The 13,096-nt window shown below is 68.8% G+C and carries 10 protein-coding genes; 2 read left to right on the plus strand and 8 right to left on the minus strand.

The annotated features are described in order from the left end of the window. Window positions 1–4 precede the first annotated feature (4 nt). From V7Q42_RS06825 to V7Q42_RS06855, 7 genes are all read right to left on the minus strand, one after another. Window positions 5–682 (minus strand): hypothetical protein, encoded by a 678-nt coding sequence (locus V7Q42_RS06825; RefSeq protein ID WP_333823155.1) that lies wholly within the window; start codon window positions 680–682, stop codon window positions 5–7. 11 nt (window positions 683–693) lie between these two features. After that, a complete protein-coding gene (locus tag V7Q42_RS06830; RefSeq protein WP_333823156.1) occupies window positions 694–1,959 on the minus strand; it encodes a uroporphyrinogen decarboxylase family protein in 1,266 nt (421 codons plus the stop codon). After that, on the minus strand, window positions 1,956–2,615 hold the full coding sequence (locus V7Q42_RS06835; RefSeq protein WP_333823157.1) for a cobalamin B12-binding domain-containing protein: 660 nt from the start codon (window positions 2,613–2,615) through the stop codon (window positions 1,956–1,958). The genes V7Q42_RS06830 and V7Q42_RS06835 overlap by 4 nt, the downstream gene beginning before the upstream one ends. A gap of 22 nt (window positions 2,616–2,637) precedes the next feature. Beyond that, window positions 2,638–4,050, minus strand: a complete 1,413-nt coding sequence (locus V7Q42_RS06840) for a methylenetetrahydrofolate reductase C-terminal domain-containing protein (protein ID WP_333823158.1) — start codon at window positions 4,048–4,050, stop codon at window positions 2,638–2,640. Between the two features lie 351 nt (window positions 4,051–4,401). Then, entirely contained in the window at window positions 4,402–5,379 is a 978-nt protein-coding gene (locus V7Q42_RS06845) for a PDR/VanB family oxidoreductase (RefSeq protein WP_333823159.1), read from the minus strand. 53 nt (window positions 5,380–5,432) lie between these two features. Next, on the minus strand, window positions 5,433–6,179 hold the full coding sequence (locus V7Q42_RS06850; protein WP_333823160.1) for a GntR family transcriptional regulator: 747 nt from the start codon (window positions 6,177–6,179) through the stop codon (window positions 5,433–5,435). A gap of 19 nt (window positions 6,180–6,198) precedes the next feature. Further along, window positions 6,199–7,269, minus strand: coding sequence for an aromatic ring-hydroxylating dioxygenase subunit alpha (locus V7Q42_RS06855; RefSeq protein WP_333823161.1), 1,071 nt, complete (start codon window positions 7,267–7,269; stop codon window positions 6,199–6,201). Between the two features lie 515 nt (window positions 7,270–7,784). Between V7Q42_RS06855 and V7Q42_RS06860 the strand changes: the two genes are divergently transcribed. Continuing rightward, the gene (locus V7Q42_RS06860; RefSeq protein WP_442958168.1) at window positions 7,785–9,914 is read left to right on the plus strand and encodes a YgiQ family radical SAM protein; all 2,130 of its coding nucleotides are present in this window, start codon (window positions 7,785–7,787) and stop codon (window positions 9,912–9,914) included. Window positions 9,915–9,921: 7 nt separating this feature from the next. On the opposite strand, the gene V7Q42_RS06865 is transcribed toward V7Q42_RS06860, so the two are convergent. Further along, complete coding sequence (locus V7Q42_RS06865) at window positions 9,922–10,497, minus strand: flavin reductase family protein (protein WP_333823162.1); 576 nt, start codon at window positions 10,495–10,497, stop codon at window positions 9,922–9,924. A gap of 321 nt (window positions 10,498–10,818) precedes the next feature. Between V7Q42_RS06865 and gspD the strand changes: the two genes are divergently transcribed. Next, window positions 10,819–13,062: a type II secretion system secretin GspD gene (gene gspD / locus V7Q42_RS06870; RefSeq protein ID WP_333823163.1), complete on the plus strand. Its 2,244-nt coding sequence runs from the start codon at window positions 10,819–10,821 to the stop codon at window positions 13,060–13,062. The last annotated feature ends 34 nt before the right edge of the window (window positions 13,063–13,096 follow it).

The following is a 13,096-nucleotide window of genomic DNA, read 5'->3' on the forward strand; positions in this document are numbered from 1 at the left end:
TCCCTCACGCCGTCACCGCGGCGGCGGCTTCGCGCGCCACCCGGCAGGTCGGCCGGGACCGGCAGTCGTCGCACTGCGACCAGGTGACGGCGGGCAGGTCGTGCCCGACGCCGTAGACGACTGTCGTCGACTTGGCCGGATGGAGCGCCAGCGAGCCGGTGGTCGAAAGCCCCATCGCCGCCGCCCCGGCGAGGCGCAGCACCGCCGGCTGCGCCGCGAGCGCCAGCCCCGGATCGCCCGGTCGAAGCTCGCCCGCCATGGTCAGGCCGGCGCGTTTCACCGCCGCCATCACCATGTCCTGCAGCCGCCGGCTCGCCTCGAGCAGCATGCGGTTGGCGATCTCGTCGAGGGCGATGGCGAGCGACATGCGCCGCTCGGCGAAGAGGGCGGAGATCCGCGCCGGAACATCCGGCCCGAGCGTCGCCGCGGCGAAGGCCAGCGCGGTGAGTTCGCCGCTCTCCGGCAACATCCGCGGCGCCTGGAAGCGCTCGCCCCCGGCGACGAGGATGTCGCCGTCGATGGCGTCGAGGTCGACGATGCGGTGGACGATGCGCGCCCGCCCGAGCCCTTCGGCGCGGACGAGATCGATCGCCTGGGTGCGGAATCGCGCGGTGACGGAACCGGTCGTCACCAGCGAGGCGACGATCGGTTCCAACACGTCGAGGGTCCGCACTCGGCTCATCACGCCCTCCGTCAGCCGGCGTAGCGCCGCGCCGCGTCGAACATGGCGCGCACGTTCTCGATCGGCGTCTCGTCGGGGAGCCCGAAGGCCCCGTCGAGGATCAGCTTGCCGCCCTTGGCCCAGACGTTGTCGACGAGATGCTTGACCGCAGCGTCGACTTCCTCCGGCTTGCCGGTGGTCATCAGCGACGGCGACAGGTTGCCGCGCAGCGCCACCACGTCGCCGAGCACCTCGAAGGCCTTGACCATGTCGGTGCGCTCGAACCAGTAGATGCACTTGCCGGCGGGGATGTCGCGGATGATCTCCAGCCGCTTGGTGCAGTCCGCCTCCCACAGCGGCATGGGGACGAGGCCGGCCTCGATCATCCCCATCATCATCTTGCGGAAGGGCGGCCACCAGAAGGTCTCGAACTGCTTGCCCGACATGAAGGCGTCCGGCGCCCAATGGATCGGGATCATGACGATCTCCTGGCCCGAGAGCTTCGCCGTGGCGATGGTCTGGCGGGTCAGGAACTCCGACGCCTTGTCGAGGAGCGCCAGCAGCTTGTCCTTGTGGCGGAAGAGGTCCTTCATCATCCCCGTGGCGCCACGGAAATAATCGGCGATGAAGTCGTAAGGCGACACTGCGATGGCGCCGTTGATCAGCGGGTAGCCCTTGCGTGCCATGTCTTCGTTGAAGGCGATCGAATGGCCGACGAAGCGGTCGACCTCCTCGGCCGCCGCGATCACCTTCTCCAGCGCGGCGCGCACGCTCGGCTTGGCGAAGGGCCGGATGCCGGCGACGAGACGGAAATAGTGCAGGCCCGGGAAGATCGGCAGATCCTCGAAGCCCTCGAAGGCCGAGGCGACGCGCGGCAGGTAGGTGCGCAGGTAGTAGCCGGTCGGATCGAACAGGAAGTCGTCGTACTCGTCCGCCTTCATGTACTCGCGATCGAGATACTGGAACGGCTGGTTGTCGCCGACGCCGTGGCCCGGCCACTGCAACTGCTTGAAGCCGATGGCTTCCAGCGACTTGCCCGCCGCCGTCACCTGGACGAAGGGGGCGATGGCGTCCGGCTCGAACTCTTCGACGGCGCGCGCCGCGACCGCGGCGGTCTTCTCGTAGTCGTACATCAGCTCCTTGCAGGTGATGCCGCCGTATTTCGCCAGCCAGAAGGTGCCGTAGAGGGCGACCGGCATACGGTCCGGCTGCTTCAGCGCGATGCAGTCGAGGATGCGCTGGCGGCGGGCGTCGTAGGCGAGTTTGGTCTCGCCCTGGGGAAGATCGTGGATGGTCATGCCGCCGCTCCCGTCCAGCTCTTGCACAGCGCCACCGCCTCGACGGCGTTGACGCCGAAGGCGTCGGCGCCGGTATAGGCGCGGACCGTCTCGTCGATCTGGCCGCCGCCGATCATGATCTTGAAGTCGTTGCGCATCCCCGCCGCGTCGAAGGCGGCGATCGTCTCCTTCATCGAGTCGAAGGCGAGGGTGAGGAAGCCGGAGAGGCCGACGACATCCGGCTCGTAGGCCTTGATCTCGTCGATGAAGGTGGCGACGGGGACGTCGACGCCGATGTCCTTAACCTCGAAGCCGTTGATGTCGAGCATGAAGGTGACGATGTTCTTGCCGATGTCGTGCAGGTCGCCGTGCACGGTGCCGATCAGCACCTTGCCGAGCTTCTTCGCGGCGCCGCCCTCCTCCTGCTTGATCAGCGGCTTGGCGATGGCGCCGATGGTGTCGAGCATCTCGCCGGCGAGCACCAGCTCGGGCAGGAAGTACTCGCCCTCCTCGAAGCGCTTGCCGACCACGTCCATGGCGGTGCGGCAGAGCTCCAGCACGCGCAAGGGATCGGCGCCCTCTTCGAGCAGCATCCGCTTGGCGATCTCCAGCGCCTCGTCCTCTTCCATGTCGGCGAGGTGTTTGACCAGAGCCTCTTCCTGCGCATTCATCTCCATGACCGTCTCCTCTGTCGTTCCCTCACGCCGAACGGGCGGCGGAGCGCGCGAGCCCCGACCGCCGGATCGCCTCGGCGAGCACGTCTTCGTTGCGATGTCCCATCAGATGGACGCCGGCGACGCCGGGGATCGCCCGCACTGCCGCGATGGTCTCCACCAGAACCTCGAGCCCCTCGGCCCGCTGGTCCTTCGCCGCCGCGATGCGGGCGATGACCTCGGCGGGGATGTGGACCCCCGGCACGTGATGCGCCATCCAGGTGAGCGCCTTGGCGGTCGACAACGTGCCGACGCCGACGATGATCGCGGCCCGCCGCTCGAGCCCACGATCACGGACGCGCGCCATGAAGCGCTCGAACCGGGCGACGTCGAAACAGAACTGGGTCTGGATGAACTGCGCTCCGGCGGCGATCTTGGCGGCGAGATTGTCGATGCGGTCCTCGAACGGCGGCACGAACGGATTGGCCGTCGCCCCGAGGAAGAGATCCGGGGCCACCTCGAGCTTGCGCCCCGAAGCGAAGACGCCGTCGTCGCGCATCCGTCGGGCGACGGTGAGGAGGCCGATGCTGTCGAGATCGAACACCCGCTTGGCGTCGGGGTGATCGCCCTGGCCGACGTCGTCGCCGGTGATGCACAGGATGTTGCGCACCCCGAGCGCCGCCGCGCCGAGCATGTCGCCCTGAACCGCGATGCGGTTGCGGTCGCGCCCGGCGATCTGGCAGACCGGCACGTGGCCGTTCGCGGCGAGAATGGCCGCCGCCGCGGCGCTCGACATGTGGCAGTTGCCGCCGGCGCCGTCGGTGATGTTGATCGCGTCGACCAAGCCGCGGAAGCGCTCGGCGCGGGCGAGCAGGGTCGCCGGGTCGGCCGAGTCCGGCGGCGCGATCTCGACGGTGGTGACGAAGCCGCCCGAGGCGCAGGCCGTCTCGAACGAGTGGATCACCCGCTCGTGGTCCCTCGGCCCCGCCGCGCCGATCGGCGTGACCTGTTCCTTCTCGCCCTCGATCACCCGGATCCAGGTCGACCGCCCCTCGCGCCGCCGATCGATCGGCGGCAGGATCTCGCCGGCGCCGGCGCCGGCGCCGGAGCCGATCCGCGCCCGTCCCTCGCCCGCCTCGATCCACACGCAGCGCATGGTCGGATCGACCTCGCAGGTCTCGTCGGAACGTACGCCGCCGCACGGACCGTTGCGCATCTCCTTGCCGCAGTTGGTGGGGCACGCCATGCCGGTCTTCGACAGCACGCAGCTGCCGCACATCCGGCAGTCGAAGAAGGTGCCCTTGGCGAGACGTTCGACCGGGGTGAGCAGGGTCTCGGCGCGGTCGCGACCGAGGAGGCGCAGGGGCCGGGCGAGCATCGGCGCGATCGCGCTGCAGGCGTCGTAGACCGCCTTCAGCCCCGCCGCATGCCGCACACTCCAGCGTCTCGCCGTCCGCATGGCCCGTTTCTCTCCACCGGGGTCCGATGACCCTCTCTTATGTATACAGAGAGAATACGATCAGCTGGCGAAGGCGATCAAGTGCTGGTTGGGGGTCTAGCGGGTTCTACGTATGAAAATGGGAGCAACCCAGACAATTGTTGCGAAAAGTTCGCAAAAACCGCCGATTTTACCACCTTTTCCGGCCCGAGGTCGCGGATCCCGACGGTCGGGCGCGTCACCGACGCCGCGGATCTCGGTATACTGCATTCGATATCAGTATACAGAATTGCCCCAGGGAGAGGGTTCGACGGAAACGGCGGCGCCTCGGGTGAGGTCGCCGCCGTCGTCGATCCGGAATGCCCGGCGATCTCAGATCTCGTCCGGCCGATAGTTCGTGTCGACGGTGATGCGGCCGCCGTCGAGGCGCGACACGCAGGGACAGATGTGGTGGCCCTCCGCCTTTTCGGCGTCCGAGAGGAAGACGTCGGCGTGGACGATCGACCCGCCCTCGACCGCGACGACCGGAAGGGCGCAGAGCCCGCATTCGCCGCGCAGGCAGAACGACATCAGGTCGAGCCCGGCGCCCTCCATCGCTTCCAGCATCGACTTGTCGGCCGGCACGGTGATCTCCAGCCCGTGACGCGGCACCGCGACGGTGAAGCTCGCCGTGCCGGCGTCGGAATGGCCGCCGAAGTTCTCGAAGCGGAAGTCGAGCCACGACCGCCCGGACGCCTTCCAGGCGTGGCGCAGACCGTCGAGGAGGCGATGCGGCCCGCAGAACCACAGCGCTCCACCCTCCGCCAGCCGCTCGACCTCGGCCGCCGGATCGATCCGCGTCCCCTCCTCGGAGATGCGCAGCTCCAACCGATCGCCGAATTCGGCGGCGAGCTCTTCGACATAGGCCATGCCGGTCCGCGACCGTCCGGCGTAGACGAGGCGGAAGGGTTCGCCGCGCGCCGCGCAGGCCCGGGCGTGGGAGATCATCGGCGTGATGCCGATGCCGCCGGCGACGAGCAGTTTTTCGCGGCCGTCGAAATGGGCCGGGAAGTCGTTGCTCGGCCCGGCGATCACCAGTCGATCGCCGGGGGCGAGCCGCGACATCGCCGCCGAGCCGCCGCGGCTCGCCGCCTCGCGCTTGACCGCGATGCGCCAGCAGCCGGCCGGCGCCGGGATCAGGCTGTAGCTGCGCGTCTCGCGCCGTCCGTCGATCGTCACCTCGACGTCGATGTGGGCGCCCGAGACGAAACCGGTCTCGCCGTCGGCCGGCGCAAGATCGATCTGGGTGATGTCGGTGGCGATGATTCTGGACGCGACGACGGTGGCCGCGCGCCCGCTGAGGGTGCGCATCGTGAATTCCTCCCGGATGTGGGCGGCGCGGGGCCGCCCTTGTTTTCGATGGATCAGAGACTGGCGGCGTGGCGGATCAGCGGGCCGCCGGGCAATTCGTCGAGACGTCCGCGATCGGCCAGCGCCGCCTGCAGATTGCGCCGGGCGAGACGGGCGTGTTCGCGCATCAAGGCTTCCGCCCGCGCCCCCTCGCGCGCCTCGATCGCCTCGATCACCGAGGCGTGGTGATCCTGCGCCAGCATCACCACGGCGCGCGCCTCCGGCAGATGCGCCTGCAACCGCACGAAGCCCGAGGGCGAGGCGAAGGGCAGGGACGCCACCCGCTCGACCTCGCGGAAGATGGTCGGGCTCTGGGCGAGATCCCACAAGGCGCGGTGGAAACGGGCGTTGAGGTCGACGTAGGTGTCGAAGTCCTCGGCGCTCATCTCCGGCTTCAGGAGCAGCTTGTCGATGCCGGCGAGGATCAACTTCGCCTCGGCGAGTTCGCCGCGGCTCGGCCCCCGTTCGGCGGCACGCCGCGCGGCGAAGCCCTCGAGCAGGCCGCGCAGGTCGATGGCGTCGGTGAGGTCGGCCTCGGAGAAGGCGCGCACCACGTAGCCGCCGCTCGGCAGCGTCTCGATCAGCCCCTCCGCCTCGGCACGGGCCAGCGCGGCACGCACCGGGGTGCGCGACACGCCGAACCGCTCGGTCAGCGTCAGTTCCGACAGGCGCTCGCCGGCACGGAACTCACCCTCGACGATCGCCTGCCGCAGCGCCAGTTCCGCCTTGCGGGTCTGCGATCCTTCCGCCTCCCGGCTCATGCGCTCTCTCCCGGCTTCGTCATTCCGCCGCCACGGCCCGCGGGCCGGGACGTTCGGCGGCGACCATACGGTCGATCAGCCGGCGCGCCCACATCGAACCGGCGTCGATGTTGAGATTGAAGAACACCTTTTCCGGGTGCTCGTCCATCGCCCGCTGCTGCGCCTCGAGGATCGCCTCGTCCTCGCGGAAGACGCCGGAGACACCCTCGCGCAGGTCGGTGGTGCGCTTCTGGTTGAGGATGTCGTAGTTGCGGGCGAAGGCCCAGAAATAGAGGCAGGTCTTCTCCGTCGACGGCGTGATGGTGTTGAGCACCATGCCGTTGACCCCCTTGGAGCGGTCGCCCTGCTTGGCGCCGGTCCCGGCTTCCGCCACGCCGACGTCGATGGCGATGGTGCAGGGCGCTTCGAAGCGGATGATCTGCCAGCGGTCGACCGGTCCCGGCCGGCCGTACTGCGCCGCCCACAGCGGCGGCGGCAGGATGCCTTCCATCCAGCGGGTGACGGTGACGGTCCTGTCGCCGTGGGTCACCTCGAAAGGCGCTTCGGCGACGTTGCGGTCACCGATCGACGAGGAATGGACGAAGGTCTCGTGGGTGAGATCCATCAGATTGTCGAGCACCAGCCGGTAGTCGCAGGCGACCTCGATCAGCTTGCCGTCGCCGGCCCATTCGGGATCGTGGTTCCAGTGCAGGTCCGGCACCTTGGCCGGATCGGCCAGCGCCGGATCGCCCATCCACAGCCAGATGAAGCGATGCTTCTCGGCGACCGGATAGGTGCGCACGCAGGCCGACGGATTGATCGTGTCCTGCGACGGCATGTGGGTGCAGCGGCCGGATGTGTCGAAGACGAGGCCGTGATAACCGCACACCACCTCGTCACCGTCGAGCCGGCCCATCGAGAGCGGCAACAGGCGATGCCAGCAGGCGTCCTCGAGCGCCGCCACGCGCCCGTCGGTGCGGCGGTAGAGCACGACCTTCTTGCCGCAGATCGTCCGTGGCATCAGCTTGTGCTTCACCTCGTGATCCCAGGCCGCCGCATACCAGGCATTCATCGGCCACGGCTGTGCCGTCTCCTGCGTCGTGACGCTCATGGCGCCCTCCCTCTCGGTTGGTTTGTTGTATACAGAATTGCGTAGATCAGAGGAATTTGCAAGAGGGGAGGCCGGGAAAGGGGCGGAATTTGAGTGTGGGGCGAGGTGCGCAGCTCCATGCTGTATACCAGTTGTCCGACGATCGGCGTGCGGCGGCTGCTGCCTGCTCTCCGCGGGTCGTCATCCGCGCGCGACCCTTCGAGACGCGCCTGCGGCGCTCCTCAGGGTGAGGCGTCGGACATTTTTCGGGGAAAACAAGCGCCTCATGCTGAGGAGGCGTCCACGGGACGCCGTCTCGAAGCATCTCGCACGGCGCTGTCGCGCGCAGGGGATGGACCGACACGGTGCGATCCGGGTGCGGGTCGCTGCGCGCGCCGCCATCGCGATCCTCGGCCGAGCGGCCCCTCCGGTTCGACGGCGGGGAGCCGGCCCATCGGCCCCTCCGACCGCCGCGATTCTCCCGCGTTGGCCGCTTTCGCCATTGACGCGCGGCCCCGCGGCCCTATTCAAGCCGCATGGACAAGGCCAAACCCCTCTTCTCCTGGCGCAAGCACTGGGCGCATCGCTTCGGCACGGCGCCGTTCCTGCCCATGTCGCGCGCCGAGATGGACGCCCTCGGATGGGATGCCTGCGACATCATCCTGGTGACCGGCGACGCCTACGTCGACCATCCGAGCTTCGGCATGGCGATCGTCGGCCGGCTGCTCGAGGCGCAGGGCTTCCGCGTCGGCATCCTCGCCCAGCCCGACTGGTCGGGGCCCGAACCGTTCCGGGCGTTGGGCAGGCCGACGCTGTTCTTCGGCGTCACCGGGGGCAACATGGATTCGATGGTGAACCGCTACACCTCGGATCGCCGCCTGCGCCACGACGACGCCTACACGCCGGGTGGCGAGGGCGGCAAGCGCCCGGACCGCGCCGTGCTGGTCTATTCCCAGCGCGTCCGCGAGGCCTACAAGGACGTCCCCATCGTCCTCGGCGGCATCGAATCCTCGCTGCGCCGCATCGCCCATTACGACTACTGGTCCGACAAGGTCCGCCGCTCGATCCTGGTCGACGCCAAGGCCGACATCCTCCTCTACGGCAACGCCGAACGTGCCCTGGTCGAGATCGCCCACCGTCTGGCCAAGGGCGAGACGCCGGCGGCCTTCGACGACGTTCGCGGTGTCGCGCTGATGAAGCCCGGCGTCGCCGACGACTGGACAGTGGTCCACGCCGACGATCTCGACAGCGCCGACGACGGCGCCCGCAAGTCGGGTGAGAAGTCGGTCGTGCGGCTGCCGAGCTTCGAGCAGGTGGCGGTGGACCGCGAGGCCTATGCCCGCGCCTCGCGCGTCCTCCATCGCGAAAGCAATCCCGGCAACGCCCGCCCGCTCGTCCAGAGGCACGGCGACCGCGAACTCTGGGTCACCGCCCCGCCGATCCCGCTCGACACGCCCGAGATGGACGCCGTCTACGGCCTGCCCTTCGCCCGCGGCCCGCATCCCGCCTATGGCGGAGCGAAGATCCCCGCCTGGGAGATGATCCGCTTCTCGGTCACGATCATGCGCGGCTGCTTCGGCGGTTGCTCCTTCTGCTCGATCACCGAGCACGAGGGCCGAGTGATCCAGTCGCGTTCGGAGGCCTCGGTCCTGAAGGAGATCGAGGAGGTCCGCGACCGGACGGAGGGCTTCACCGGCATCATCTCCGACATCGGCGGTCCCACCGCCAACATGTATCGGATGGCCTGCAAGGACGAGAAGATCCACGATCTCTGCCGCAAGCTCTCCTGCGTCTACCCCGACGTCTGCGAGAACCTCGACACTTCCCACGAGGCCCTGATCGGCCTCTATCGCAAGGCCCGGGCGATCCCGGGCGTCAAGCGGGTGATGGTCGCTTCGGGCGTGCGCTACGACCTCGCGGTGAAATCGCCGGCCTACATCAAGGAACTCGTCGCCCACCACGTCGGCGGCTATCTGAAGATCGCGCCCGAGCACACCGAGAGCGGGCCGCTGTCGAAGATGATGAAGCCCGGCATCGGCACCTACGATCGCTTCAAGCAGCTCTTCGACGCTGCCGTCCAGGCCGCCGGCAAGAAGTACTTCCTCATCCCCTACTTCATCGCCGCCCATCCCGGCACCACCGACGAGGACATGATGAACCTCGCCCTGTGGCTGAAGAAGAACAAGTACCGCGCCGATCAGGTCCAGACCTATCTGCCCTCGCCGATGGCGCTGTCGACGGCGATGTACCACTCCGGCGTCAACCCGCTCAAAGGCGTGCGCCACGGCGGCTCGGAGGAGGTCGAGACGGTCAAGGGTCTGCGCCAGCGCCGCCTGCACAAGGCCTTCCTGCGCTACCACGACGCCGAGAACTGGCCGCTCCTGCGCGAGGCGCTGAAGGAGATGGGCCGCGCCGATCTCATCGGTCCCGGCAAGCACCAGCTCGTCCCCACTTGGCAGCCCGCCGGCACCGGCACCACCGGCGGCGAGGGCCGCCGCATGGGCGCGAAGAAGGGGGCGCAGGTGTTCCTGACCAAGGGGGCGGACAAGGGCGCGCTCGGCCGCTCCGGCGGCGAGGATGCGGCGCCGGCCGCCGCCCGTCCGTCGCGTCCGGGACCTTCGCGCTCCGGTCCGAAACGCGGTCCCGGCCCGAAGCGGCGCGGGTGAACCCACCTCACGGCATCTTCGACGGCAGGTGCAGCTTGCGCCCGTCGACGACGAAGTCGCCGAAGCCGTGGTGATGGATCGTCCTGGCGTCGTGCTTCGCCGGGTCGCGCCACGCCTTCACCACCTCGAGGATCCTCAGCCCGTAGGTCTCGGCGAGCGTCGCGTCGACCACCCGGCACTCGAGATTGACGAAGCATTCCGCCACCAGGGGAGCGCCGACCTTCTCGGCACCGAGCGGCGTCAGCCCGTACTCGGCGAATTTGTCGATCCGCCGCCCCGAGGCGTTGCCGATCGCCACCACGGCGCGGGCGATCTCCACCGCCGGGATGGCGACGACGCATTCGCCGGTTTCGTCCATCGCCTCCGAGCTGAGGCAGCCGGCGACGACGCAGGCGATCAGCGGCGGCGAGAAGTCGACCATCATGTGCCACGACAGGGTCATGACGTTGGCGAGATGGCCGCGTGTGGTGGTGAGCAGCACCACCGGTCCGGGCTCGATCAGGCGGTAGACCTCACCGAGCGGGATGTCTTCGAAGCGAGCGGAGGGCGGCGGAAAGCCGTCGCGCGGGACGGGGGTCGTCATCGTCGTTCTCCCCATACCGATCGGGCGATCGCACTTCGCCACGAGGGTGGGAAGTATAGAGCCGGAACCGCGTTCCCGGTCTCTCGTGCCGGCACGGCGGTTCTGCGCCGTGCGCACGACGAACGAGCCACGGCCTCGGCCGCGGCTCGCGCGGGTATCGCCTCGGTTGGTGCTCCGTGATTTCTCGGCGACTTTTCGGCCACGATCGCCGCTCATCCACGGGGTTTTCCCCAGGGCGCGTAGCGTCGGCTGCAAGCCTCCGGTAATGATGGAGGTGTTAAGGATCCGTTAACGAGTGTCGGCCTCTCGAGAGGGGACAGGGTGATTCGTCACGTCGCCGCCATCTGTATCGCGTTGTTGCTGGCGAGCTGCTCGGACCTCGAGAGGCGCGAGCTGGGTGTGAACGAGTCCGCCCCGGACGGCGTCTTCTCCCAGGATCTGCGCGCCCGTTTCGGCAACAATCTGAACCAGCCCCACGGCAGCGGCGCATCCGTCGGCGGCTCGGTACCGGCCGCTCAGGTCTATCACGGGGCCTCCGAGGCCTTCGCCTCCGGCGCACCGGGCGTGCGGGTCAACGGCGGCGGCGACAGCTACGACCTCAATTTCGAGAACACCGACGTCGCCGGCGTCTCCAAGGTCGTCCTCGGCGACATCCTGGGGATGACCTACACGATCGACCCGCGGGTATCCGGCCCGATCAGCCTGTCTTCGGCCCGGCCGGTGGCCAAGCGCGATCTCCTGCCGCTCTACGAGAGCGCGCTCAAGATCGCCAACGCCGTGCTGGTCAAGGAGGGGCCGCTCCACAAGGTGATGCCGGCCGGCGAGGTCTCCTCGGGCGGCGGGATCGACGACGGACGCCGTCTCGAACCGGGGTTCGGCCTGACGGTGCTGCCGCTGCGTTGGGTCTCCGCCCAGGCGGTGGTGCGCACCCTCGACAGTTTCGCGGCTCGCCCCGGCTCGATCCGCGCCGATGCGGCCCGCAACCTGCTCGTCATCCAGGGCACGGCGACCGAGCGGGCCTCGGCGCTCGACACGGCGCTCGCCCTCGACGTCGACTTCATGAAGAACCAGTCGGTGGGAGTGTTCCCCGTCGCCAACGTCGCCCCCGACGCGGTCGTCTCGGAGTTGCAGAACATCTTCGACGCCGGCAAGGAAGGCGGCGGCCAGGACGCGGTGCGTTTCCAGTCGATGCCGCGCCTCAACGCCATCCTCGCGGTTGCCAGGACGCCCACCGCCATCGACCGGGTGCGCACCTGGATCGCGCGTCTCGACCGCTCCGACTTCGGCGACAGTTCGCTGCGCGTCTATCGGCTGAAATACGGCAACGCCAAGGTCATCGCCGGGTTGCTGCGCGAGGTTTTCGGCGGCCAGGGCGGTGGGTCGGCGAGCGACGCCGGTTCGTCGAGCGCCTCGGCGCTCTCCCCGGGTTCGGAAACGCGCCGCTCCTCCTCGTCCGCATCGGGCGGCGGTTTCGGCTCGGGCGGCAGCGGCTTCGGCTCCTCCTCGTCCTCCGGCGGCGGCATGTTCTCGCGCGCCGACCTGCGCGGCTTCGGCAAGAGCGCCGACGGCACCGGCGACGGCACGGGGCAATCGGGCACCTCGGGCGGCTCTTCCGGGTCGGCGCTCGCCGCCCTCGGTGAGGGACGCGGCGGCGGATCGGGCGCCATCCGCATCACCGCCGACGTCGCCAACAACACGATCCTCGTCTCCGCCCCGCGCGAGCAGTACAAGTTGATCGAGCGCGCCATCCAGGAGATGGACACCGCGCCCGTCCAGGTGGCGATCGAGGCGACCATCGCCGAAGTCACGCTGAAGAACGAACTGCAATACGGCGTCCAGTTCTTCCTGCGCGACAAGTCCGGCTCGGCGATCGGCTTCAACAGCGGCTCGTCGCAGCCGATCGCGAAGTCGCTGCCCGGCTTCAACGCCATCCTCGGCCCCGGCTCGAATCCGCGGGTGATCATCAACGGCCTCAAGGCACTGACCGACGTGAAGGTGCTGTCGTCGCCGTCGCTGGTGGTGGTCAACAATCAGGTGGCGTCACTGGAGGTCGGCGATCAGGTGCCGATCACCACGCGAACGGCGACCTCGACCGAGAACCCGCTCGCCCCCACGGTCAACAGCATCGATTACCGCGATACCGGCGTCATCCTGCGTGTCCTGCCGCGCGTCGCCGCCAACGGTGCCGTCAACCTCGAGGTCGAACAGGAAGTCTCCAACGTCGTCGGCACGACGACGACGACGAGCGACAGCGGCACCCTGACCCCGACCATCGCCCAACGCCGCATCAAGTCCGCCGTCACCGTGATGAGCGGCCAGACGGTGGTGCTCGGCGGCCTCATCGGCAGCCGCCAGGAGAAGAGCCGCTCGGGCCTGCCCTTCCTCGGCAACCTCGCCAATTCACTGCAGAACGGCCACGGTACCACCAACACCGAGATCATCGTCTTCATTCGCCCGCAGGTCGTCCGCGACAGCGTCGACGCTCAGGCGGTCTCGGAGGAGCTGCGCAACAAGCTGCAACTGCTCAGGCGCGGTGTCGGCGGTCCGACGGTGGTGCGGTACTGAGACGGCGGCTCGCATCTCGACGAGCCTTCGACGC

It is taken from the genome of Pinisolibacter sp., from assembly GCF_036782435.1.
Taxonomy (GTDB): Bacteria; Pseudomonadota; Alphaproteobacteria; order Rhizobiales; family Ancalomicrobiaceae; genus CALBKH01.

Coding starts and splice junctions, on each gene's coding strand:
- V7Q42_RS06845 (WP_333823159.1), bottom strand. CDS start 5,379: ATGCGCACCCTCAGCGGGCGCGCGGCCACCGTCGTCGCGTCCAGAATC.
- V7Q42_RS06860 (WP_442958168.1), top strand. CDS start 7,785: ATGGACAAGGCCAAACCCCTCTTCTCCTGGCGCAAGCACTGGGCGCAT.
- V7Q42_RS06825 (WP_333823155.1), bottom strand. CDS start 682: ATGAGCCGAGTGCGGACCCTCGACGTGTTGGAACCGATCGTCGCCTCG.
- V7Q42_RS06850 (WP_333823160.1), bottom strand. CDS start 6,179: ATGAGCCGGGAGGCGGAAGGATCGCAGACCCGCAAGGCGGAACTGGCG.
- V7Q42_RS06840 (WP_333823158.1), bottom strand. CDS start 4,050: ATGCGGACGGCGAGACGCTGGAGTGTGCGGCATGCGGCGGGGCTGAAG.
- V7Q42_RS06865 (WP_333823162.1), bottom strand. CDS start 10,497: ATGACGACCCCCGTCCCGCGCGACGGCTTTCCGCCGCCCTCCGCTCGC.
- V7Q42_RS06835 (WP_333823157.1), bottom strand. CDS start 2,615: ATGGAGATGAATGCGCAGGAAGAGGCTCTGGTCAAACACCTCGCCGAC.
- V7Q42_RS06855 (WP_333823161.1), bottom strand. CDS start 7,269: ATGAGCGTCACGACGCAGGAGACGGCACAGCCGTGGCCGATGAATGCC.
- V7Q42_RS06830 (WP_333823156.1), bottom strand. CDS start 1,959: ATGACCATCCACGATCTTCCCCAGGGCGAGACCAAACTCGCCTACGAC.